The sequence below is a fragment of the Pelagicoccus mobilis genome (genome assembly GCF_016595505.1).
Lineage (GTDB): Bacteria > Verrucomicrobiota > Verrucomicrobiia > Opitutales > Opitutaceae > Pelagicoccus > Pelagicoccus mobilis.
Genome location: NZ_JAENIL010000007.1, coordinates 119024 through 142303 on the forward strand (window position 1 = coordinate 119024; position 23280 = coordinate 142303).

The window sequence follows — 23280 nt, forward strand, 5'->3', positions numbered from 1 at the left end:
CGGAATGAGGTCAATTGCGGGGGTATCGCCCGCCCCTCTTTAACGGCGAGCGAAGACGACGCTCAACTAAACGACCTCATTTTGGAAGCAAAGACATGTTCTCCCCTAAGAACTACCTAGCGTCTGTGCTGGACTTGCGGAAGCCGCCCTTAGGAAAAAAGCGAAACCTGTCCAAAAGAGATGAAAGGAGTGTTAAAGACCCGTCGGAGAGGAGCATCGCTTTTACAAGACCATGGTTTTCCCTATTCATAAAAGAGCCCCCAAACGACCCAATCCCCCACTTGAGCGCCCTCCTCCAGTTCAGCTTCCGATTCAGAACGACCCGCGGCTTTCTATCGCTGATCGTATTGTTCATCACAGCCTTCAATAGCAGCGCCGCGGATGACAAGGGAATCGAAACCTTTCTGGAATTTGGAGCGATCAAAGTAGACCGGTATACGCCACGCCAAACCGGGGTTATCGGCGAAATTCGATCCATCCACACCTTGCCGAATGGCGACATCGGCGTACTTACCGCCGAGGACTTCATCACCTTCAACGGTACGCATTGGGATCTTGTACCTGAACTCGAACGTCCCACGCGATTCTTCAACAACCCAGATGGAAGCGCCCTCGTCGGGCACGCGGCCGGAATCTCCAGAATCGAAGTTAACGAATTCGGGAGAAACCAATTCACACTGCTCACTCCCGCTGAATTCATCACCCACTCCCTTCATTCCCCTCGCTACGTCGCAAGCGCACGCGGACACATTTTTGGGAACCACGGAACTCACCTCATCGTAATTAAACCGGACGGCAGTTTCCACTTTCACGAACTCGAAAACTGGGCCAGCAGCCTATTCGCGATCGGAGACGAAATCTACACCACAGGAGGTCGGGACACCTTGCTCAACCGCTGGGACTGGGATAAGGAGAAACTCGTCAACCACGATTCCGTCCTCAGCGATTCGGTCTACGAATGGTTCAACGCATCCAACCCACGAGCAAACGGAGGCGTGTGGATGCTCACCCAAAAAGGAGACTTCGTTGGTTTCGACGGCGAAAAGAGCTGGATGTGGCCGGGCAATGAAATCCTTCACAAACTAGACACAACCATCACTAGCTTTATCGAATCAGGCCCCGACCAGCTAGTTGTAGGAACGTCGACAAAAGGGATCTTCTTTTTCAACGAGGACGGCAGCTTGAAGCGCAGTGTATCCAAAGATCAAGGACTGGACTCTATGGGCGTTATCGGACTCGGGCACGACTCTCAAGGCGGCATCTGGGCCGCGACCAAACGCAGCCTCAACCGCATCCCACTCAATCCAGCCACTCTCCTTTTCGATGAACGCCATGGAATCAGTAGCACTGTTGACGCCCTTGCCCTTTTCAATGACGACCTTTACCTAGCGACCCCCATAGGGATCTTCAAAAGCGATCGCGGAGCTGAAAACATGGAGTCACTTTTCCAAAGGCTCTACTCAATTAACACCGCATCGGATTTGCTCGTTCACCAAGATCGTCTCTTCATCGCTGGAGAGCACGTCTTCGCCATCGATAAAGAAGGCAATCAAATCGAACTTCAATCCGAAGGAGGCAGTTGCTTGTGGCAACCTAGCCATTATCCAGACGCCCTTCTCATGGGGAATTATCAGGGCGTTTCCATAAGCCGTTTTGTCGACGGCGAATGGTCCCAGTTCCAAAAGATTGATGGCGTTAGCAAAGAGGTATTCAGTTTCTCCGAATCAGAAAACGGAACAATACTCGGTGGCAATGGAGACTCTACAATCACTCGCATCCACATAACCGATACATCCGCTTACGCGGAATTGATCGAGTTTGAAATCCCAACTCAAGGAATCTGGACAACCGGCACAACGATCGAAGGCAAGATCTACACCAACACCACCCCCGCCTTGGTCTGGGACGACAACTCAGAAAAATTCGTCACGGAAAAATCCATCGAGTACTTCAAAGGGATCGGACCCTACGGCTTTGAACACTCGTTCTCTGATGACGATGAAAACAGCTGGGTTAGCATAAATCCTCGAAGAGGCTTAGCCATAACACGCCCCAACCGAAAAGTTGTCAGCGAGATTTCCAGTCTCAACGATGCGTTAGAGACACGGGCCAGCTCTTTAGTTTACGATGCAGAAGGACGGGCTTGGGCCGGGGGTGACTTCGGACTCATTCTCGCCACAAATCCTCATACTGAAATCAAACCAGCAGGAACACAACCTGACATCCATCGACTGACCTCCCTCAAAGACAATGTCGATCTCCCCAACCGTGCGGGCAGCGACGGACGCCTTCATCTCGCACCTCACCAGAACTCGCTCCGCATCGAAGCATACTTCAACCACTTTCACTCCACAAGCCACAACACTTTTCAAATCTATATTGAAGGTCTGGATACAGAATGGGGACCCTTTGAAACCTTCTCGTTCCGAGAGGTTACCAACATCGTCCCCGGGGACTATACAATCATAATCAACTGCCTAAATGCAGACGGACAGCAGTCCAGCTTCTATCTCCCGATTTCCATTGCAGCGCCTTGGCACAAGAAATCTTGGGCTTACGCGCTCTTCACCCTCTTGGGAGTTCTCTTCGTCGTCTTCATCGTCTGGGGATACAATCGAAACCAAATCAGAAGACGCAAAAGACTCGAGCAATTGGTGAACGAACGCACCCAGGAAGTAGAAGACCAAAACACCATGCTCGCTCGACAAGCCGAGGCACTCGAAAAGCAAAACGAAGAGCTCGGCGAAAAGACCGAAGAACTCACCGCGACCACCGAGACCCTGACCTCTACTCTCCACCAACTTCAAGAGACACAAGATCAGCTTCTCGAAACCGCCCGTACTGCCGGAAAAGCAGAGATCGCGATAAATGTCCTCCACAACGTCGGCAACGTGCTCAACAGCTTGAACGTAAGCCTCAACCTTGTTGGGGACAAAATGGAGAAGTCCAAAATCGGGAACTTAACTCGTGTCGCATCATTGCTCGAATCGCACAAAGATGATATCGACACTTTCCTGACTCAAGATCCAAAAGGGAAAGCCGTACCCAATTACCTAATACACCTTGCAGACACATTAACAAACGAAGTCGACAGTATCCAACACGAACTTGGCGTGATGGGTGAAGATGTACACCATATCAAAAACATAATCGCCGCCCAACAAACGCACGCTAAAACTCAGAGCCTCCTCGAAGAGATCGATTTACGTGAGCTCTGCGAAAACGCTCTCAGCATCCTCGGCAGCGAGGTCACCCGCAGTAAGATTGAGATTATCAACGATATCCCAGCCAGTCTAACCATCGAGAACGACAGGCATAAGCTTATCGATATCATCCTGAACCTCATCACCAATGCCCAGGACGCCATCAGAGATGAGGATCCAGCGATAGGGACCATCACCTTTTCTGCCCAGTACATAGACGACTCCACGCTCCAATTACAGGTAACAGACAATGGATCGGGAATAGAGCCTGACACCTTGAAAAAGCTATTCCGCCACGGTTTCACAACCAAAGTGGACGGTCACGGTTTCGGGCTCCACAGCTGCGCAAACACAGCTCAAGCCCTCGGCGGAAACCTCGAGATAAAGAGTGCCGGGAAACACCAGGGCGCCACCGCAATCCTAACCCTCCCGAGAAGCCAAAAAGGATTTAACCAAAATCCGGATACAAAAATGGCGACGTCCGAAGACATCGCCAATTGAAAATTCGCTTTACGAATCTGTAGGGCGGGGCGTTGACCCGCCAGCTCCAGACAACTAGCAGTTACGGGCAGTCACCTCGAGAAGATGGTAACCGAACTGAGTCTTAACCGGTCCTTGAACTTCGTTAACCGGAGCAGAGAAAACCACTGCGTCAAACTCTGGAACCATCTGACCACGGCCAAACTCTCCCAATGCGCCACCGCTCTTGCCAGACGGGCACTTGGAGTGGGCCGCAGCCAAATCCGCAAACGACTCACCGCCTTGGATCTTTTCAAGCAGCGCGTTACACTCCGCCTCGGTCTCGACCAAGATGTGGCGAGCGCTAGCCTTTGGCATTTCATCACCGCGAGCAGTCACTTCAAGAAGGTGAAAACCAAACTGGGTCTTAACCGGACCTTGCACTTCGTTGACCGGAGCGGAGAAAACCACTTCGTCAAACTCTGGAACCATCTGGCCACGGCCAAATTCGCCCAACTCGCCGCCGCGTTGGCCGGATGGACACTTGGAGTGCTCTTTCGCGAGATCGGCGAACGAAGCGCCGCCTTCGATCTTAGCTTTCAGTTCGTTGCAAAGCTCTTCGCTTTCAACGAGGATGTGTCGGGCCATTGCTCTAGACATGGTAAATCTGGGTTTTGGTTAATCTTATGAAATAGGGCTCCGGACCCTTGCCACCTTTCCCTTCTACGTAAAGCCCCAATATACAAACACCCCATCCCCGAAACTTTTTCCCACCCCGGCTTTCACAAAGACTACCGCGTTAACATGAAGTCCATCAGCACACTTCTCGCTATTTGCACCCTTCACTCTTCGCTCCTTGCTGGAGAGCTCATCCCCTTCATTTTGCCATGGAACGACGATACCCCAGGCATCACCGATCTCTCCGGCATGAACCACAAGCCCGCCGGCAAGCACGGGTACATCACGATCGACGATCAAGCACACTTCACCGTCGGCGGGGAGCGCATTCGCTTCTGGGGCGTAAACTTTGTCACGAACACTCCATTCATCCCCAATAATGAAGCAGACGGAGTCGCTCCACGTCTTGCCAAGTTCGGCTTCAACATCGTTCGCTTCCACCACATGGACAACAATTGGGGCGGCAGCAGCCTCATCGACTACAGCCAAGGCAATTCCCGCGAACTCCACACCGACAATCTCGACCGCCTCGACTACCTAATCGCAAAGCTCAAAGAGAACGGGATCTACACCAACATCAATCTCATCAATGCTCGCGATTTCAAGGTGGCTGACGGTCTCGATCCACAAATCGAAGCCAACCTCGAATGGAAAGAACGCCACGTGATCGGATTCGTGGATGAGACTTTCCGCGATCTCGAAAAAGAGTACGCCCGCAAACTCCTTACCCACACAAACCCCTACACCGGTCTCACCTACGCCGAGGATCCCGCAATTGCCGTCGTCGAGGTAAACAACGAGAACGGGATTTTCCACCAGTACTACGGCGGCTCACTCGAGAAATGGCCACAAGCCTACAAGGATCAGCTAAACACGAAATGGAACAGCTGGCTCTCCAACCGATACGCCGACACTGCTGAGCTCCTCGACGCCTGGAGTGGAGAGAGCGAAGCCTTCGGCCCAGAAATCCTGTCCAACCCCACTTTTGAGAATGGCACCAGCGACTGGAACTCCGAGCAACATGGAGACTCCGCTGTCACCACCACCACTGGCGAGTATGAAGGCCGCCAAGGTGTTAAAATCGATGTCACCACTACCAGCACCACCAACTGGCACGGCCAACTCAACCAATCCGGCGTATCCCTCACCAAGGACCAACTCTACACTTTCAGCTTCTGGGCTCGAGCCGACCAAACACGGAACTTCAGCGCGAACATCGGACTCGCCTACAGTCCCTACTCCAGCGTCCACAGTTTCGGTACCTTCGAAGCCACCACCGAATGGCAGCAGTTTACCTTCACCTTCAACGGCGGCACCACCGACAACAACCTCCGCGTCAACTTCTCAAATTACATCGGCGACGCCGGGGCGATCTACTTTTCGGGAATCTCATTGAAGACCGGAGCCGACCTTTCCGCCTCCTTGCCAAATGGCGAGACGCTCGAAGCGGAGAACATCGCCAGCAATTCGAATAGCGGCTCCTACCTCCCCAACCGCAAGACAGACTGGGCCCGCTTCCTCATCCATCTCGCTACCGAGTATTGGACCGACATGCGCGACTACATTCGCAACGATCTCGGCTACGGCGGCATGATCAACGGCACCACGATCATGAACTCCACGCCAAACATTCAGGGTGTGTATGAATTGGTGGATACGCACGCCTACTGGCAGCATCCCATATTTCCCGGCAATCCTTGGGATCCCAACAATTGGACCGTAAACCCGATCTCCATGGTCAACACTATGGACAATACTCTCAGCGGCCTCGCCAAGCAACGCGTCGAAGGCTACCCTCACACCGTATCGGAATACCAGCACTCCTTCCCAAACCCGTTTGCTTCCGAGGGTCCTCTCATGGCAGCTACCTACGCCGCCTTGCAGGACTGGGACGGCATCTACTTTTTCGAGTACGGCAGAGGCCAAAACGGCTGGGACCAAGGTTACTGGGACGGCTACTTCAATATGGCCAACCATCCCTCAGCGATGGCCAACGCACTCGCGGGTGCGCAGATATTTCGGGGCAATCACGTATCCGCAGCGACAGGACAGCTTCTGATGAACTTCGATCCGGAACTCGAAGCTGAAATCGTCGCCAACCAAGGTCGAGCTTGGCAAGTGGGCGATGGACGAAATCTCGACATCGACAACGCCCACGTTTTCACCCAACGCGTATCGCTCTCGATTGGCGATTCACCAACCGGGCTCGACGAGCAAACCGCTGTGCCAGCTGGACCTGTCTTCACTTCAGATACCAACGAGATCAGCTGGGACCGGACCTTTACCAACAAAGGCGTCATCACCGTTAATACCGGCAAGACCCGCTCTATGATCGGTTACATCGACGGACGCGACTTCGACATCGGCAACGTCCGTATCGATCCCGGGGATACACAAGAAGATTGGGCCACTGTCACGCTTACCGCCATGCAAGGCTCATTCGACCAACCTCACGCAGCGGCCAACATTCTTCTGGTCGCCACCGGTCTCACGGAAAACACCAACATGCAGTGGACTGACTCCACCAAAAGCTCCGTCGGCACAAACTGGGGCGAGTCACCCTCTACAACCGAAGCGATTCCAGCTACTATCACACTTCCCTACCCCGCCGACCGCACACAGGCTTGGACACTCGACGAAACGGGCCAACGCGATACAGAACTCACCGTGACCGCTTCCGGAGACGAATCCATCATCGAAATTGGCGGCACAAACAAATCCCTTTGGTACGAAATCGCTGTTGAATCCGGAGATCCCTACCTCGGCTGGCGCGAGCAAACTTGGACCGACTCCGCCGAGTTTGAGAACGAAGCCATATCAGGCAAATCGGCAGATCCAGATGGGGACAAGATTTTGAATTTCGTCGAGTTCCTCGCCGGACTCGATCCCAAGAGCAAAGACAAACGAAGCCCAATCCAGCAAACGATCACCTGGATCGACCAAAAGCCGGCCTTCGTCTACAGCTTCCTCACTCCCATTGGCTTTCCGCACCAACAGCTCGGCATCGCCTCTGGCTCGGACCTCGAAGATTGGAGCGCTCTCGCTCTCGACGCTTCAAGTATAAGCATCGCCACCGAACCGCACAACGAGACGCATCAAAAACTAATCATCACCCACCAGCCCGCGGTCTACCCCGCCTTTTCCCGTCTCACCAGCGATTGATTCCTGGATTTAGAGTGGTATGGTCCGACCGCCGGGCGGACCGCATAGTAAAATCTAGCGTTGTCGGCTCGCCGGGCCGTCGAGCCCTACCTCGGGCAAATAGTCAATCGCACCTAAACACGCCCGCGATGATGCAGCAGCATTGACACGCCCCCGTCACAAACTAACGTCCCGGCTGCCTCAAATCTGGGGCACTCGTGCCAATCCATCGATTAACCTTAACGATCCATGTCACACTTCGACGCCGTTAGCCTCGCTCCTGCAGATCCGATCCTCAGTCTTACTGAGGCGTTCAAAGCCGATTCCAATCCAGACAAAGTAAACTTGTCTGTCGGCGTATTCGTAGACCAAACCGGCACCACCCCGATTCTCGACACAGTCAAGGAAGCGGAGAAGCGCCTACTCGAAGGAGCAACCTCGAAGAGCTACCTGCCCATGACAGGTACCCCCGCTTACGCTAGCCTCACTCAGAAGCTCTGCTTCGGCGAAGAGCTCGCCGGCGAACTCCAAGGTCGCGTCGCCTCTCTGCAATCTCCAGGTGGTACCGGAGCCCTCCGTGTCGCAGCTGACTTCATTTCCAAGAATCTCGAGACCAACACCGTTTGGCTCTCCAATCCGACTTGGGCCAACCACAAGGGCATCTTCGGTGCACCTGGCCTCAAGCTCGAGACCTACAACTACTACAACGCGGAAACGCTCAGCCTCGACTACGCAGCCTTCATCGAGTCGCTCAACAACATCCCAGCAGGCGATGTGGTTGTCTTGCATGGTTGCTGCCACAACCCAACCGGCGTTGATCTCACTGCGGAGCAATGGGAAGAGGTTGCTCAAATCGCCGCCACCAAGAAGTGGATACCACTCATCGACTTCGCTTACCAAGGATTCGGTGACGGAATCGAGGAAGACGCGGCCGCAGCACGCATCGTAGCGAAAGCCGGCCTTCCAGCCTTCGTTTGCCAGTCGTTCTCCAAGAACCTCGGCCTCTACCAAGATCGCGTCGGAGCCCTACACGTCATTACCGACGACGCTAGCAACTTCGCCAACGTCGTTAGCCAACTGAAGATCTCTGTCCGCGTTAACTACTCCAACCCACCCGCACACGGTGGAGCAGTGGTGACAACGATTCTCTCCGACGCCGCTCTCACCGAGCAATGGCACGCAGAGCTCGCTGCCATGCGCGACCGTATCGCCGGAGTTCGTACCCAGTTCGTGGATGCGCTCAAAGCCGCTGGCGTAGAACGCGACTTCAGCTTCCTCATCGAGCAGAAGGGCATGTTCTCCTTCACCGGTCTCAGCAAGGAACAAGCCGTAGCCCTCCGCGAAAAGCACAGCATCTACATCGTCGATTCCGGCCGTATCAACGTCGCCGGCATCACCGACGAGAACGTTGCCCAGGTCGCCGCCGCGATCAAGGACGTGCTCTAAGCCGCACAACAAGTCACACCTTCCAAAGCCTCCCACCCCGGGAGGCTTTTTTCATATCCCAAGGCAGCGGCCGTTGTCCCCAACGGCCACAAGGAACTCATCCCCCCTCCCCCTGTAGGGCGGGGCGCCGACCCGCCTCCTCATCGCAAAACCAAAATTCCGCCCCGACCCTGCGAGCGCTCCCCACCTTCATTCGTAGAAGGCCACCAATGACACAACAGCTTCTTTCGCCCGTTACCCTCGGAGATCTCGAGCTCCCGAATCGCGTCGCCCACGCACCCATGACGCGCACTCGCGCTGAAGCCGACGGCACCCCGACCGCCCTCATGGCCGAGTACTACAGCCAGCGTGCCAGCGCCGGCCTGCTCATCGCCGAAGCCACCGCAGTTTCAGACAATTCCATTTCCTGGCAAAACATGCCTGGTGCGTTCAAGCCACAACACGTCGAGGGCTGGAAACTGACCACCGATGCGGTCCACGGAAAAGGCGGAAAAATCTTCCTGCAAATATGGCACCCAGGACGGGCGACTCACAGCCTTCTGAACAACGGGCAGCATCCAGTCGCTCCCTCGCCCATCCCGATCACCGGCGACCAAATTCATACACCAGAAGGCAAGAAGGACTACGAAACTCCAAACGAGATCACAACCGATGAGATCAAACGCATCGTAGCGGATTTCAAACAAGCCGCCCTCTACGCTGAGCAAGCGAACTTCGACGGCGTGGAAATCCACGGAGCGAATGGCTACCTAATCGACCAGTTTCTGCAGACCGTTACCAACCAACGGAGCGACAGCTACGGCGGATCAATCGAGAACCGCTACCGCTTCCTCGATGAAGTCGTGAACGCCGTACTCGAAGTTTATCCAGCCAATCGAGTCGGTGTGCGTCTCGCGCCAAACGGAGTTTACAACGACATGGGCTCGCCCGAATTCCGCGAACAGTTCCTATACGCCGGCAAGCAACTCGATCGCTACGGTCTCGCTTACTTGCACGTCATGGACGGACTCGCCTTCGGATTTCACGAGAAAGGTGACCCACTTGAGCTCTCGGAATTCCGCAAGGTCTTCGGCGGCACACTCATGGGAAACTGCGGCTACACAAAGGAAGCAGCAGAGGCTCGCATCGTGGAAGGAAACGCAGACCTGATCGCATTCGGCATCCCATTCATCAGTACCCCGGACTTAGTCGAACGTTTCGCACAAAACCTGCCTCTCAATCCTGAACTGGGCCAAGAGCACTGGTACGGCGACGGGGCTGCGAAGGGCTACACCGACCAGCCGACCGCACAAGAAGCAGGCATCTCCTAACGCAAAATCAACCGTTGCCCAACGCAACGGTCCCCAGCAGAGAGCAAAGCAAATTTTCGCTTCGGCTTTACTTTGTGTGCATTTTTGTGCGCGTTTTTAGCGTTGCTACGACACATGAAGCGACTACCCCTTTTTGCTCTCTGCTTTTTCACAGTATCCTGCTCCACGCTTACCCTCGGGAAAACGATCCATGTCTCTACGAAAGGCTCTCTTGAGGGAACTGGCGAATCCGGCGCCCCCTTTCTTGAGATTTCACAAGCCGCATCGATCGCATTGCCTGGCGATACCGTCATCATCCACCAAGGCACCTACAGAGAATGGGTAAAACCTCGGCACTCAGGACTCGACGACGAAAACCGTATCACGTACCGGGCTGCCCCCGGCGAATCAGTGACTATCAAAGGTTCTGAGGTCGCGAGCGACTGGACTCTTGCACCCGAGGTTGGACCGGAGGTCTGGAAGTTCGAAGTTACCGATGCCAGCTTCGAAGGCAGCAACCCTTTCAAAACGCCGATTTTTTCAGGCGGGACTGACCCCTTCGCAGACAACGATCAATCGGGCTGGATCACTTACGGAGCGTGGCACAGCCGCGGTATGATCTACCTCGACGGGACCGCGTTCACCGAAGTCCAATCGAGAGCGGAAGTCGCGAGCAACTCACTACGCTGGCACAGTGAGGATACAGCCACGGGTTCTGTCGTGTACGCGAACTTCGGCGAGATTGATCCAGCGGATCACCTTATTGAATACAACGCTCGCGAAAGCATCTTCATGCCAGCGGTCGCCGGAGTAGACTATATCACCGTCGAGGGCTTGGAGCTTCGGCAGGCCGCCTCAGGCTGGGCTCCACCGACTATGGTGTTTCAATCCGGCGCCATAGGGCCAAGGGGAGGTCGCTCATGGATTATCGAAAACTGCCGTATCAGCGACTCCCGCTGTGTCGGGGTCATTCTTGGAATGGCAACCAACATTGATATGAACAGTACCCGAATCGAGGATTTCGGGCACCACATTGTTCGGAACAACGTAATTCGGCGTTGTGGCCAAGCGGGGATCGCAGGCGAGCGCGGCGTCTCTCGCAGCCTCATCGAAGGCAACCTCATCGACGGCGTAAACACCTTGAGAGAATTTGGCGGATGGGAAACCGCGGGAATCAAACACCACCTGGCAATCGACTATACCCTCTCCAACAATACCATCCGAGACGTACAAAACCTACACTCTGCTGCCTACGGGATCTGGATCGATTTCGCCAACCAAGGCGTTCGCATTACCCGTAACATAATTTACGATACAGCTGAGTTTAGCCTCTACCTCGAGCACAACCACGGGCCGATTTTGATCGATCACAATATTATTCAAGGCAAGGCTATCAAAAGCGGATCCGAAGGAGTCATAATCGCCCACAATCTATTCGTCGACGGACTCTTCGATATTGGAATCGCCTACGCCGGGGACAATCGCCGTTCCGCTTACTACACGCCCCATACCCTCAATCAAGTGGGCACTCGACTTGGGCTTCCTTCCAGTACCCGCTGGTACAACAACCTATTTATCGGGAATGGACTCGACTCAGTCACTCAACACAGCGGCGACGCGTCCAACTACAACGTGTTCTACCACGGAGCCTCTCCGAGCCCATGGGCTGACAGTAACAGTGCGACCTCCAACTTCGACCCCTCCTTTCAAATCAATGAGACCGATTGGAATGTGGAGGTTCATTACAATCTGGATACAAACGCTCTAATCGAGAATATGCCGTTGGTTGACTACGAAATGATCGGCATCCTTTCTCCATCGAACCAATCCATCGAGGACCAGCTTGGTAACGGAATCACAGTCGACCGCGACTTGAGGGGCGATCATTTCGATACACCGAACGCCGGACCACTCTCACGAACGAATATTGGGCCACAACAGGTGAAACGAGTATACGGTGGCCCTGAGAGCAAATTGGGACACTCGTTTTTTAAATTCGAAAGAGCCGGCCCGCATATGTTCGCCCTTTCCTGGGAGCAAAACCGGGAGCTGCAACTTGGCTCTGACTATCAGCTACAGCTCTCCGAAAACCTTCAACTCTGGCGAGCTCCATTCGAGTCCGAATTGACAGAGCTTAGCAGCGAAGTTGCCGACGATCCAAATCGCCTCGCCCACCAACTCTCCCTCTCCCCGGAAACTCAATCCCTGTTTCTACGCTTCGCGGTCAGATAGTATTTTAAAAGAGGAGATTTCCTCTCGTAGCCATCTCTCAGCTCCATAGAGTTTTCATATGACCGATATGCTCGTGAAACTGTACGGCGAAACAAGGCACAGCCGTGCGGACGACCTCGCCAAACAAGGATTCAAAATCAACCGAGCCCTCGGCGCTGACCGAGTTAAGATCACCCGTTTTATCAAAGCCTCATTTCCCGAAAGCGCCGAAGGTTGGGCCGCGGAAGCAGAAGTGTCCCTCACCCAGCAACCAAGCAGCTGCATGATCGCCACGCTCGACCACAAAGTGGTCGGATTTTGCTGCTATGACGCCACGGCGAAAGGCATGCTCGGCCCCATCGGAGTTTCCGAAGAGTGCCGAGGCAAGGGTGTCGCCAAAGAACTGATACTACAAAGTCTCGAAGCGATGAAACATGCAGGCTACGCCTACGCCGTTATCGGCTGGGTAAGCTCTGAAGCCTTCTACGAGAAAGTTTGCGGAGCGATCACCATTCCTGACAGCTTCCCTGGCGTATACTCCCTACTGGTCGACCAGTAAGGGCAGAGACAAAGCATCCCTTTCGAAACGATCTGGTGGAATCATGAAACGTGATCCAACGTTTCTTGTCTAAACTGTTTCCAACATCCAACCCACAGCTGTCATGTTACGCATCATCGTTTTTGGAAATTCCGGTTCTGGAAAATCTACCCTCGCCGCCAGCATCGCTAAACTTCCCGATGTCGCACACCTCGACCTCGATACGGTCGCATGGAAACCGAGCCAACCGGGTGTACGTGAGACGCTGCACACCAGCTTTGAAGCGATCGACTCTTTCACGGACGCTCATTCCAGTTGGGTGATAGAGGGCTGTTATTCAACCCTGCTCGACTACGCGGCCGATGAAGCCAACGAAATGATCTTTCTAAATCCGGGAATCACAGCCTGCCAGGAGAACTGTCGCTCTCGCCCCTGGGAATCCCATAAGTACGAATCCAAGGAAGCCCAAGACAAGAACCTATCCATGCTGCTCGATTGGGTCGCCGAATATGAAACACGCGACGACGAGTTTTCTCTCCAACAGCACCAGATGTTGTTCGAAGCCTTCGACGGCACCAAGTTCGAGCTGACAAGCAACGCCCAAGCTTTGAGCAAGGCGGAAGAATTCCTTCTAAAATCCGCTAGAACATAAAGCTTCCCGCCTCCGATATACGCTATCGCGTATTTGTTTTTCCTTACGGCATCTGCGACTTGCTAGGGCCAACCGTTCCCTATAGCACCGAATCATCAATCGATGCGTAGCTCCCCTCTACCATCAAGAGATGGAGACGCACCCCCCTGCCCTCCTCAGGTAGCTCAATCTAACGTTCCACCCCCTACTATTGATGAACTTGTCACGCCGTAAATTCGTCAGCACCGCCGCAGGTACTCTTGTCGCAACCAACGCAGTGCTCAGCAATCTGTCTGCCGCGACCAATCCGCTCGGCCGAAAGAAAGTCAAAGCAGCCATCGTTGGTTGCGGCGGCCGCTCTTGGCGTGACAGCACGAACTTTCAGAAAGCCTGCGAAATGCTCGGACTGGAAGTCGAATGGGTCGCTCTCGCGGACGCCTTCGAGGATCAAGCCTTCGAGCGTGCCGACAAGCTCGGCGTCGATCGGAGCAAGTGCATCGTAGGCTGGGATGCCTACAAAAAGGTGGCCGAGTCCGAGGCGGAGTTCGTGATGCTCATCACGCCGCCTAACTTCCGTCCCCTTCACTTCGAGGCAATGGTCAACGCCGGCAAGCATGTGCTTCTCCAGAAGCCCGTCGCCGTCGACGCACCAGGCTGCCGTCGCATCATCGCCGCAGGAGAAATCGCCAAGAAGAAGGGCCTTTCCATCCTCTCCGGCACTCAACGCCGCCACACCGTCGGCTATTTGCAGAACGCCGCTAAGATCAGAGCTGGAGCCATCGGTGACATCCTAGGCGGTACCGTCAGCTGGAACAGCACCGTACCTTGGATCAAGGAACGCAAACCAGGCTGGTCTGATGCCGACTACCTCGGACGCAACTGGCTCAACTGGTCGGAGATGTCTGGAGACCACCTCGGCGAACAACACGTCCACAACATTGATATCGCAAACTGGTACATCGGCCGCCTGCCCCAATCCGCCATCGGCTTCGGCGGACGAGCCCGCAGAGAAACGGGTAACAACTACGATTTTTTCAGCCTAGACCTCGACTACGGTGAAGGTGTGCACATCCACAGCCAATGTCGTCAGATCAGCGGAACCTACACACGAGTAAGCGAGTTCTTCCGCGGTACGGAGGGCGAAGTCCTCGGCGGAGGAAAAATGAAAGGCCGCGATGTTTCCATCCCCGATATCCCATTCGAAGATAAAGACGGAAACGTACAGGGATTGATAAACTGGATACGTGCAGCCCGTACAGACTCTACTCTAAACGAGGCAAAGCAAATAGCCGAATCTACCGCTGTAGCCATCATGGGACGTTACGCCGCTTACACCGGCGAGTTCATCCGCTTCACAGATCTGATGGCGAATCCAAAATCCAAATACTACGATCTCAAGGTCAGCGTCCAAGCTGAAGACTTCGAGACAGGCCGCATCGTATTACCGCCCGAAAACGTAGTACCCGTCCCCGGCGACGGAGCAGAGATCCGCCGCAAGTAGCTGCAAGCATTCGCGACAAAGCCCAGACGCTAAAAAGGTAGGGTTTGGGCGCCGCCCCAAACCTCCTCCCGCCCCAATGACCAAGCTCACCTCCCTCTTCATTGCCACCTTCAGCCTCCTACTAGCTGCTTGCAGCGAACCTCAGGAAGAGTGGATCACTCTCCTCAATAGGAACGATCTCTCCAACTGGACTTTCGACATAAAAGACGGCTCACCTATTGAAGAAACGTACAGCATCAAGAACGGTGTGCTTTCAGTATTCGGGGCGGGCAAGGATGTCGCCGTTATCCGCACCAAGAAAGACTTCTCTAACTTCGAACTCGAGTACGAATGGCGTTGGCCTAACGAACCAGGCAATAGCGGGTGCCTCATCTTCTGCAGCACTCCTCGCGAGCGCAATGTCTGGCCCAAGTCGCTCGAGATTCAAATGGCGAACGGCAATGCAGGAGACTTCATCTACATTGGCGAGACCATCGAAGTCACCGAAGCCCAGGTTGCTCAGACCGACCCAAACAACCCCAAAGACTGGCGAGTGCGCCTTCGCCACAATCTTACAGATGACTCCGAAAAGCCCGCCGGCGAATGGAATCACGCTCGCATCATTTCCGACAACGGGAACGTAAGTGTATACGTCAACGGTGAGCTCGTAAACAAAGGTTGGAACGCAACCGGCCGCGCCGGAGCGATCTGCTTCCAAGCCGAAAAGGCCGACGTGCAATATCGCGGGATAAAGATTCTTCCCCGCTAAACCCGTTTCACAGTGAGCAAAGTCAGATCGTCGTCATAGGACGTCTTGCCGCTAAACCCATCAAGCGCATTGAGCACCCCTGCGTTGATTGCAGAGGCCTTGTGCTTCCTCAGCGATCTCACCGAGTCGGCCAGCCGAGCCGCAGAAAACTCCTTGCCCGTCGAATTCGCGGTTTCGATCACGCCATCCGTAAAGGCTACAAAGATATCGCCTGCCACAAACGGAACGCACTTTTCCTCCAAAAACGGATCGAATTGCTCCGGCTCCATCATCCCCACCGGAAAACCTTCGCTATCCGGAAAGCTCGCGTTGGAAAGAGCCCGGCTTTTGTCGAAAGAGCACAGAAGCGGACGCTCGTGTCCCGCCCGGGCAAAGCGAATCTCGCTCCGCTCCAAATCGACGACCGCGTAAAACACAGTCACATACATGTCCTGCTTCACTTCCCCGGTCATCGCTCGGTTCAACTCCTTCAACACCTTAAGTGGCGAATCCTCGCGTTGAGCCAAACGATGCAAGTTGGTCCGGCAAATCGCCATGATCAGCGATGCCGGTATCCCTTTTCCCGATACATCTGCGACCGCGAGTCCGAATTTCTGTTCTCCAAGCGGAATCACATCGTACAAATCGCCGCCAATCGTATGCGAAGAGACGTAGCGAGCATCAAGCTCCACCCCCGCGATCTCGGGCAAGGATTGCGGCAACAGCATCAGTTGGATATTCCGGGCGATCGCCAGATCCATATCGATCTGCTTTCGCTCCATCAACAGGGTCAGGAAAGTCTTGTTGCGAATCGCGATGCCCGCTTGCTCCGCCAACGATTGCACCACCGAGGCATCCGTACTGCTAAAGGCTGCTCCATCCGCCGAGTTCGCCACCGCCAAAACGCCCAACACCTCGTCACGAAATACGATCGGAGCGCAGATCGCGGAGGTCACCCGCAACGACGCGTCATCATGCTTCACCACCCTCGGATCAGTCCGGCCATCCGCGACCAATATCGTTTTGCGCGTGCGGCACGCCTCGCCCGTGACCCCCTCCGTAATCGGAAACTCTTCCGACTTCAGCACGCTCTCGATGAACTTCGCTCGCGTCGCGATCTTCGCCCGCACGTGCTCAGGCAATGGCCGGTGCGGGGGAAACAAGCCCTCCACCGCTACGCTCTTCAAAGTGCCTCTGTCAGTTTTTTCGAATACACACGCGCTCAAAGCCCCCGTGCTTACGATCGACGCGTGCACGATCCGTTGGAAAAACTCCTCCTTGCCAAGCTCATCGCCCAAAGCCAGCACCATCTCATGCATGAAGTCCGCCACAATCAGCTTTTCCTGCTGAGCCAGCTGGGCACGCTCCAGATACTCCGAGCTGCGCTTGATCTCGCGGAAATACAACCAGCCGAGAAATCCAGCTAACAGCAAAAGGGTAAAGGTGAACAGCAGACTCATGAGTTGGGGTTTCGTCTGAAAAAAGAGCTAGCGTTTTCGCCAGCGAGCCCGCCGGAGATAGACACAGGAAAGCGCGGATTGGATCCAAGCCGCGCCTTCTAAAAATGATATACCAACAACCCCCCCCATCTCGAACTATCCGAATGAGGTCATTCTCTCGATACTAGGCTTCGTCCTCAACCCGATTCTTCAGGTAGGCGATCACGTCCTGGAATTTCTCCTTGTTGTCCGAATCCGCAGCCACGAGGTTCTCGTGTGCTTCCAGACAAAGACGGGCGTTCTCCAGTTCATTGAGCTGCTTGGCGCTCAGGGCGGTCGTCGCACCGACTCCCGTGGTCAGCGGGCCATCGCCAGCATCCACGGTCGCGATCCGATGCAGACCGAGGTTCTTGACCAACTCGAGATTTCGATCGCTCAAGCGAGACAGAACAAGCGAGCCCTTGGGCTCAAGTCGGCGAAGCTCCAAAGCGCAACCCGCCAATACGCCCAGCACGGTGCTGTCCATTCCCGAGCACTGGCTGAAGTCAAAAACGAAGTCACGCTTCCCTGACGCATAAGAGCTTTTGAGAAACTCCTTCAACGGCACCACGTTCTGGAACGATGCACGACCCGCTATCCGTACTGCAACTGGGCTGGAGTACGGATCAACTAGGAAAACAGGATTCTCTTCTGGCATAACTTCGAAACGCGTATTTGTGGGACAACGCTGTGACAAACTAGACTGTATTCAACGAGCGGTCTTGATGTTATCCCGTAAAACATACGGGTGAATACCAAGGTTGCGAATATATTCTACCTCAATGTCGGTATCAACTCGCATATTCACTTCTTATTCACCGGCTTAGCCGACTCGGAAGAGAGCGCTCCCTGAAATTTCCGCCTGCAAGACGGATGGAGTGGGAAATGAGTATAACTAAAAACAGGGCGACCCGAAGTCAGAGCCGCCCCGGAAAAAACGAGAGCGGGCAAAAGCCTAGGCCAAAGCCGCCTTGATCGCGTCGAAGTTCGGCAGCTGCTTAGGGTCGTCGCTGGACTCCGCGTAGATCACTTCGCCATCCTTGCTGATGACGAACGCAGCGCGCTTGGAAACGCCCTTGAACCCGATAAGATCCTCGAAGAGCACGTCGTAGGCCGTGGAGACTTCCTTGTTGAAGTCGCTCAGCAGCGGAAAGGTCAAGCCGTTCGCCTTAGCGAAGGCTTCCTGAGAAAACGGGCTGTCGACGCTGATGCCGTACACCTTCGCGTTGAGACCTTCGTAGTCAGCCAGCGAATCGCGGATGCCGCAAAGCTCCGCTTCGCAAACGCTCGTAAACGCGAGCGGGAAAAAAAGCAGAACCGAGGCAGACTCGCCGTAGTTCGCGCTAAGCGTGACGTCGGCCAAACCTTCGTCGTTTTTGCTCTTCAAAGTGAAATCCGGTGCCTGTGAGCCAGTCGCAATTGCCATAGTCTTGATGTGTTTTGCTTGGATGCGGTTAACAAGGAGTCGGCAAGCATTACCCTTTCCCCTTTTGGGGCAAATCGAAAGTTGGCCGAATACAGGGAAATCAAGCCTCTTTTAAAGTGGAAATCAAACCGACCGAAGGTTTCCTATTAATGAAATTGTTGCACCGCCACAATTCGCCTCCCAGCCAATCCAAATTCATGAGAAAAGTCTCCGCCGTACTTTGTATTCTAATCGCCAGCATTGGTCTCTACCTCGCCAGCTGCAACACAACCTCCGACCAGAGGACAAACTCTCCGGCTCCCGTTCAAGACATACCAGATTGGGGCGCGCCTCCGCCGCGAAAAACCGCACCCCGTCCCGCTCCCCCCAGAGACATATCCTTCGGCAATAAGGAGACCCCAGCGATTCAAGCTCTCCCCGAAGGAGCCTACCATCGCGTCGACGTACTCTACGGCACCAGCCGAGCCCGCACCGGAGAAGAGGACCCCAACGCGTTTTATGGCATCGAGCGCGGTCAGCTCGAATACGGAGTCTGCCAAGTATCCATACCCCTCGACCACGAAGTCGGCCAACTCGAGTCTCCCACATGGTGGAAATTCGAATTCAGCGAAGACCCCGAAGACCACCTGATGCTTCGGCAAGTCGTCCCGCTTGAATGGGACAGTTTCACCAGCGCCTTGCGCCAAATGGCCGACGAGAGCGAAGGAAGCAACGCCTTCGTATTTATTCATGGATACAACGTCACCTTCCGCGACGCCGCCCGCCGCACCGCCCAAATCCACCACGACCTGAAATTCGACGGAGTCCCCACCTTCTTCAGCTGGCCTTCCCAAGGCGAAATCACCCTCACCTCCTACACCCGCGACGAGACCAACGCCAAGTGGTCCTACTCCCTTCTCGAAGAGTTCCTAGCCAAGTTCGCCGACGAGTCGGAAGTCGAAAACCTCTACCTCGTCGCCCACTCCATGGGCACACGCGTACTCTCAAACGCCATCGCCGATCTCATGCAAAACCGCCCCGAACTCGAAGGACGCTTCAAAGAGATCATCCTCGCCGCCCCAGACATCGACGCGGACGTATTCAAAAAAGACCTCGCCCCACGCCTCCAGCAAGCCGCCCTCAACACCACCCTCTACGCCAACGAAGACGACCGCGCCCTCATGACCTCTCGCGAAGTCCACGGCGGCTACCCGCGCGCCGGCGACGCCGGAGAAAACCTGGTCGTGATCGAAGGCATCGACACCATCGACGCCACCGGAACCGACTCCAGCCTGCTGCGCCATTCCTACTTCGCGGAAGCCTTCTCCATAATCGAAGATATCAGGGAAATGGTAAACCTCTCCAAACCCGCCGACCAGAGAAGCAACATCACCCCCGCCAACTCCGCTGACGGCAATCTCCCCTACTATCGCGTTCAATCACCATAAGTTCAGCTTCACCCTCCCCTGAGCCCGCCTAAATACCTGATAAATCTCAGGTAAATCGCGCGCGCTCATATTGCAGTTACGGATGTAGCTAGTATTTAGGTATCTTCAGCTGACGAGCGGAGAACGACTCCGCCAGCCTATGCAGAATCATTCCTAGACTTATCACATGAGCGCCGATCAACCTTCCACGGAACAGTCACGCATAAAGGAGCTCGAAGCTGAGCTCGCCAAATACAAGGCCCGCGAAGAGCTCATCAACAAGTTCTTCGGACTCGAACTCTACAAGCTGGGCCAAGCCTTTTTCGACAAGACCGTCCTCTTGCTCGCAGAGCTTCTCGAAGTCGACTATGCCTTTATCGGCCGACTCGAAGGGCTAAAATCCGTCACCACCACCTCCCTCTGTGTCAAAGGCGAAATCGCCCCCAACTTCACCTACGAGCTGGAGCACACCCCTTGCTCCAACGTCATAGACTTCGGCCCCTGCATCTACGAAAGCGGCGTCTCCCAACTCTTCCCCAAAGACGAACTTCTCGTCCAAATGGGAGTGGACTCCTACGTCGGCGTCCCACTCTTCAACACAGACTGCAAGCCCCTTGGCATCCTAGTCCTCCTTCACAACAAGCCGATCCGCAACCCCAAGCTCGTCGAGTCCTTCCTCCTCATGTTCGCAGGTCGAGCCAGCGCCGAACTCGAACACCACGACCACGCCCTAGAACTTCAAACGCGCAACGAACAACTCGTCATCGCCAAGCAACAGGCCGAAGAGAGCGACCGCCTCAAAACCGCCTTCCTCGCCAACATGAGCCACGAGATCCGCACTCCGATGAACGCCATCATCGGCTTCTCCAGCCTGCTCGAGGACCCCGAAAACACAGGGGAAGAACGCGACGAGTACCTTTCCCACATCAAAGAACGCAGCGAAGACCTGCTCAAACTAGTCGACGACGTCATCGATCTATCCCGCATCGAGGCAAACGCCGTAGAGCTCACCTCCACTCCGATCGAGCTAATCCCGCTCCTCCAGAAAGCCGCCGCCCAACAACAGAAGCTCGCCGCCAGAAAACGAACTCCCTTGCGCGTCAATCTCGAGCTCGCTCCCGACCTCCCTCAAACGGTCAACGCAGACAAAGGGGCTCTCAACCAGTGCTTAAACAACCTCCTCTCCAACTCGCTCAAATTCACTGACAAAGGCTCTATCACCATCGCCGCCGAACGAAACGGCGACACCCTCGAACTCTCCGTCGCCGACACCGGCCCCGGCGTTTCCCCCGAACACGCCAAACAGATCTTCGAGCGCTTCATGCAAGCCGACAACAGCGCCACTCGCCTGCACGGCGGCTCAGGCCTCGGACTCGCCATCACCAAAAGCCTGATCGAACTCATGGGAGGACAGGTCACGGTCGAAACAACCGACCAGCGAGAAAGCGGAGCCCTATTCAGAATCCACCTCCCAATCAACGAAGCAGAGAACAGCGCCACCCAAACTCAATCCACCGCGCCCTTCGCCACCCAAAGCGTCAAAAAGACCAAGCTCCTCGTGGTAGAAGACGACGAATTCAACCAAGTCGTCATCACCAAGCTTCTGCAAAAAGACGGAGCCGACGTCTCTTGCGTCGCCAGCGCCGCCGACGCCCTCGAGTTTTGCAAAAGCAATCCAGATACCGGAGCCGTCTTCATGGACGTACACATGCCCGGCGGCAGCGGCCTGGACTGCACCCGCGAGCTCAAAAAGCTCTACCCGCAGCTACCCGTCATCATCCAGTCCGCCTCGGTCTTCGATCGCGACCGAGCAAACGCAAAAGACGCCGGAGCCGACGCCTTCCTCGCCAAGCCCATGTCTCGCGAAGCCCTCCGAGAATGCCTGACCGCTATCGGCGTGAACAGCAATTAAGCCCAGCTAATTCCACAGCTCCCCCCTCTCGGCAAGCCACTTAGAGTTTGCCAAAATCAAAGGCTAAGCATTACCTGCGCTACTTAGCCTTTACACTTTTTTTAATCCAACCAACCGACTCCATGCGTCTGATCACCGCACTGCTAGCCTGTACCCTCACTGTATCTGCATCCCACGCAGCGACCCACACCGTCGACAACGCCAACCCCGGCGCAGCCGACTTCGACACCCTCTCGGCAGCTATCACAGCTGCCGCTGCAGGAGACACTCTCATCCTCGCCGGCTCGTCCACATCCTACGGTAGTGTCACCCTCAACAAAGAGCTCCACCTCATAGGCCCGGGTTGGTTCATCGAAGGAAACTTCCCCGATGCCTCCGAAACCCACGGAGCCATCATCGACAAGGTCACCATCAACTCCCTGGCCGGCTCAGGCTCTTCCCTCACCAGTCTACAAATTGGTGTCGTCGATCTCGACGACACCTCCGACATCCTCGTCCAGCGACTCGGACCGACCTATTCGACCGGCACCGTATTCATAAACGTAAACGACGTCACCAATTCCACCATCCGCCAAAACTACCGAGCCCAGGTCAGCGGCGGCACGCTTAGCAATACCAACAGCAACCTCAAGATTCACAACAACATCCTCATCGGATCCGGCCTCCACACGACTCTCCATAACAGCGACGTATCCTATAATCTACTACGCGGATATCTCATTGCCATCGAAGGTGGCACATTGCGCTACAACATCCTCGCCCCCGACACCTCCTGCCAGCTCACCCTCACCAACGCCCTCGCTGAATACAACATCGTCGACGCCTCCCAAAACAACACCGGCAACGACAAAAACGTCTGGCCGGAAGACAAAAACATAAACGACGCCGACGAAACCACCTTCTTCGCAGGAGGCTCCTTCGACGCCCGCTACAAACTCGCTCCCGGCAGCGAGGCGGCAAACATCCTCGACACCGGCATAGACGCCGGCCCCTTTTCCGGCGATCACCCCTACGTCCCATCCGGAATGCCTAGCGTTCCCGTCGTTTTCCAAGTCTCCGCTCCACCAACTCTCGAAGTGGGACAAACCTTCAAGCTCAGCTTCAAAGCCACCGCAGAGCCCACCATAGAAGAAGAAGGCGGAACCGACGACGTCCCCCTCGACCTCTAGAAACGCCCTCTGTGGGAAGCGGCCTTGTGCCGCGATCAATAGCCTCATCCAACTCATCCAAATCC

General features: G+C 55.1%; 16 protein-coding genes and 1 pseudogene. 12 read left to right on the forward strand and 5 right to left on the reverse strand.

What is annotated here, in order from left to right:
- Positions 1–281 precede the first annotated feature (281 nt).
- A complete protein-coding gene (locus JIN87_RS05185; protein WP_200354466.1) occupies positions 282–3704 on the forward strand; it encodes an ATP-binding protein in 3423 nt (1140 codons plus the stop codon).
- Positions 3705–3758: 54 nt separating this feature from the next.
- Here the strand turns inward: JIN87_RS05185 and JIN87_RS28885 are convergent, their stop codons facing one another.
- Complete coding sequence (locus JIN87_RS28885; RefSeq protein WP_200354502.1) at positions 3759–4040, reverse strand: peptidylprolyl isomerase; 282 nt, start codon at positions 4038–4040, stop codon at positions 3759–3761.
- A gap of 3 nt (positions 4041–4043) precedes the next feature.
- Positions 4044–4322 (reverse strand): annotated as a pseudogene (locus tag JIN87_RS28890) (peptidylprolyl isomerase); the annotation flags it as partial.
- A gap of 144 nt (positions 4323–4466) precedes the next feature.
- Here JIN87_RS28890 and JIN87_RS05200 point away from each other — a divergent pair.
- The 8 genes from JIN87_RS05200 to JIN87_RS05235 all read left to right on the forward strand — a co-directional run bounded on the left by JIN87_RS05200 (position 4467) and on the right by JIN87_RS05235 (position 15845).
- The gene (locus JIN87_RS05200) at positions 4467–7502 is read left to right on the forward strand and encodes a carbohydrate binding domain-containing protein (RefSeq protein ID WP_200354467.1); all 3036 of its coding nucleotides are present in this window, start codon (positions 4467–4469) and stop codon (positions 7500–7502) included.
- 228 nt (positions 7503–7730) lie between these two features.
- The gene (locus JIN87_RS05205) at positions 7731–8927 is read left to right on the forward strand and encodes an amino acid aminotransferase (protein ID WP_200354468.1); all 1197 of its coding nucleotides are present in this window, start codon (positions 7731–7733) and stop codon (positions 8925–8927) included.
- A 209-nt stretch (positions 8928–9136) separates the two neighbouring features.
- The gene (locus JIN87_RS05210) at positions 9137–10237 is read left to right on the forward strand and encodes an alkene reductase (protein ID WP_200354469.1); all 1101 of its coding nucleotides are present in this window, start codon (positions 9137–9139) and stop codon (positions 10235–10237) included.
- Between the two features lie 114 nt (positions 10238–10351).
- Positions 10352–12448, forward strand: a complete 2097-nt coding sequence (locus JIN87_RS05215) for a right-handed parallel beta-helix repeat-containing protein (protein ID WP_200354470.1) — start codon at positions 10352–10354, stop codon at positions 12446–12448.
- A gap of 58 nt (positions 12449–12506) precedes the next feature.
- The gene (locus JIN87_RS05220) at positions 12507–12986 is read left to right on the forward strand and encodes a GNAT family N-acetyltransferase (protein ID WP_200354471.1); all 480 of its coding nucleotides are present in this window, start codon (positions 12507–12509) and stop codon (positions 12984–12986) included.
- 103 nt (positions 12987–13089) lie between these two features.
- A complete protein-coding gene (locus JIN87_RS05225) occupies positions 13090–13617 on the forward strand; it encodes a P-loop NTPase family protein (RefSeq protein ID WP_200354472.1) in 528 nt (175 codons plus the stop codon).
- A 193-nt stretch (positions 13618–13810) separates the two neighbouring features.
- Positions 13811–15097 carry a Gfo/Idh/MocA family protein gene (locus JIN87_RS05230; protein WP_200354473.1) on the forward strand — a complete coding sequence of 429 codons (1287 nt, stop codon included), beginning with the start codon at positions 13811–13813 and terminating at the stop codon, positions 15095–15097.
- A 76-nt stretch (positions 15098–15173) separates the two neighbouring features.
- On the forward strand, positions 15174–15845 hold the full coding sequence (locus JIN87_RS05235) for a 3-keto-disaccharide hydrolase (RefSeq protein WP_200354474.1): 672 nt from the start codon (positions 15174–15176) through the stop codon (positions 15843–15845).
- Here the strand turns inward: JIN87_RS05235 and JIN87_RS05240 are convergent.
- From JIN87_RS05240 to JIN87_RS05250, 3 genes are all read right to left on the reverse strand, one after another.
- Complete coding sequence (locus JIN87_RS05240) at positions 15842–17284, reverse strand: GAF domain-containing SpoIIE family protein phosphatase (RefSeq protein WP_200354475.1); 1443 nt, start codon at positions 17282–17284, stop codon at positions 15842–15844. The genes JIN87_RS05235 and JIN87_RS05240 overlap by 4 nt on opposite strands.
- Before the next feature lie 163 nt (positions 17285–17447).
- Positions 17448–17960, reverse strand: a complete 513-nt coding sequence (locus tag JIN87_RS05245) for an STAS domain-containing protein (RefSeq protein WP_200354476.1) — start codon at positions 17958–17960, stop codon at positions 17448–17450.
- Between the two features lie 297 nt (positions 17961–18257).
- Positions 18258–18728 (reverse strand): redoxin domain-containing protein, encoded by a 471-nt coding sequence (locus tag JIN87_RS05250; protein ID WP_200354477.1) that lies wholly within the window; start codon positions 18726–18728, stop codon positions 18258–18260.
- Positions 18729–18925: 197 nt separating this feature from the next.
- Between JIN87_RS05250 and JIN87_RS05255 the strand changes: the two genes are divergently transcribed.
- The 3 genes from JIN87_RS05255 (at position 18926) to JIN87_RS05265 (ending at position 23215) form a co-directional block, all read left to right on the forward strand.
- Complete coding sequence (locus JIN87_RS05255; protein WP_200354478.1) at positions 18926–20155, forward strand: alpha/beta hydrolase; 1230 nt, start codon at positions 18926–18928, stop codon at positions 20153–20155.
- A gap of 166 nt (positions 20156–20321) precedes the next feature.
- Positions 20322–22046 carry a GAF domain-containing hybrid sensor histidine kinase/response regulator gene (locus JIN87_RS05260; RefSeq protein ID WP_200354479.1) on the forward strand — a complete coding sequence of 575 codons (1725 nt, stop codon included), beginning with the start codon at positions 20322–20324 and terminating at the stop codon, positions 22044–22046.
- Between the two features lie 122 nt (positions 22047–22168).
- A complete protein-coding gene (locus JIN87_RS05265) occupies positions 22169–23215 on the forward strand; it encodes a hypothetical protein (protein ID WP_200354480.1) in 1047 nt (348 codons plus the stop codon).
- Positions 23216–23280: the final 65 nt, after the last annotated feature.

Bases quoted from the DNA above. Each gene is read 5' to 3' on its own strand.
- JIN87_RS28885 (WP_200354502.1), bottom strand. From the start codon at position 4,040: ATGCCAAAGGCTAGCGCTCGCCACATCTTGGTCGAGACCGAGGCGGAG.
- JIN87_RS05200 (WP_200354467.1), top strand. From the start codon at position 4,467: ATGAAGTCCATCAGCACACTTCTCGCTATTTGCACCCTTCACTCTTCG.
- JIN87_RS05205 (WP_200354468.1), top strand. From the start codon at position 7,731: ATGTCACACTTCGACGCCGTTAGCCTCGCTCCTGCAGATCCGATCCTC.
- JIN87_RS05210 (WP_200354469.1), top strand. From the start codon at position 9,137: ATGACACAACAGCTTCTTTCGCCCGTTACCCTCGGAGATCTCGAGCTC.
- JIN87_RS05215 (WP_200354470.1), top strand. From the start codon at position 10,352: ATGAAGCGACTACCCCTTTTTGCTCTCTGCTTTTTCACAGTATCCTGC.
- JIN87_RS05220 (WP_200354471.1), top strand. From the start codon at position 12,507: ATGACCGATATGCTCGTGAAACTGTACGGCGAAACAAGGCACAGCCGT.
- JIN87_RS05225 (WP_200354472.1), top strand. From the start codon at position 13,090: ATGTTACGCATCATCGTTTTTGGAAATTCCGGTTCTGGAAAATCTACC.
- JIN87_RS05230 (WP_200354473.1), top strand. From the start codon at position 13,811: ATGAACTTGTCACGCCGTAAATTCGTCAGCACCGCCGCAGGTACTCTT.
- JIN87_RS05235 (WP_200354474.1), top strand. From the start codon at position 15,174: ATGACCAAGCTCACCTCCCTCTTCATTGCCACCTTCAGCCTCCTACTA.
- JIN87_RS05240 (WP_200354475.1), bottom strand. From the start codon at position 17,284: ATGAGTCTGCTGTTCACCTTTACCCTTTTGCTGTTAGCTGGATTTCTC.
- JIN87_RS05245 (WP_200354476.1), bottom strand. From the start codon at position 17,960: ATGCCAGAAGAGAATCCTGTTTTCCTAGTTGATCCGTACTCCAGCCCA.
- JIN87_RS05250 (WP_200354477.1), bottom strand. From the start codon at position 18,728: ATGGCAATTGCGACTGGCTCACAGGCACCGGATTTCACTTTGAAGAGC.
- JIN87_RS05255 (WP_200354478.1), top strand. From the start codon at position 18,926: ATGAGAAAAGTCTCCGCCGTACTTTGTATTCTAATCGCCAGCATTGGT.
- JIN87_RS05260 (WP_200354479.1), top strand. From the start codon at position 20,322: ATGAGCGCCGATCAACCTTCCACGGAACAGTCACGCATAAAGGAGCTC.
- JIN87_RS05265 (WP_200354480.1), top strand. From the start codon at position 22,169: ATGCGTCTGATCACCGCACTGCTAGCCTGTACCCTCACTGTATCTGCA.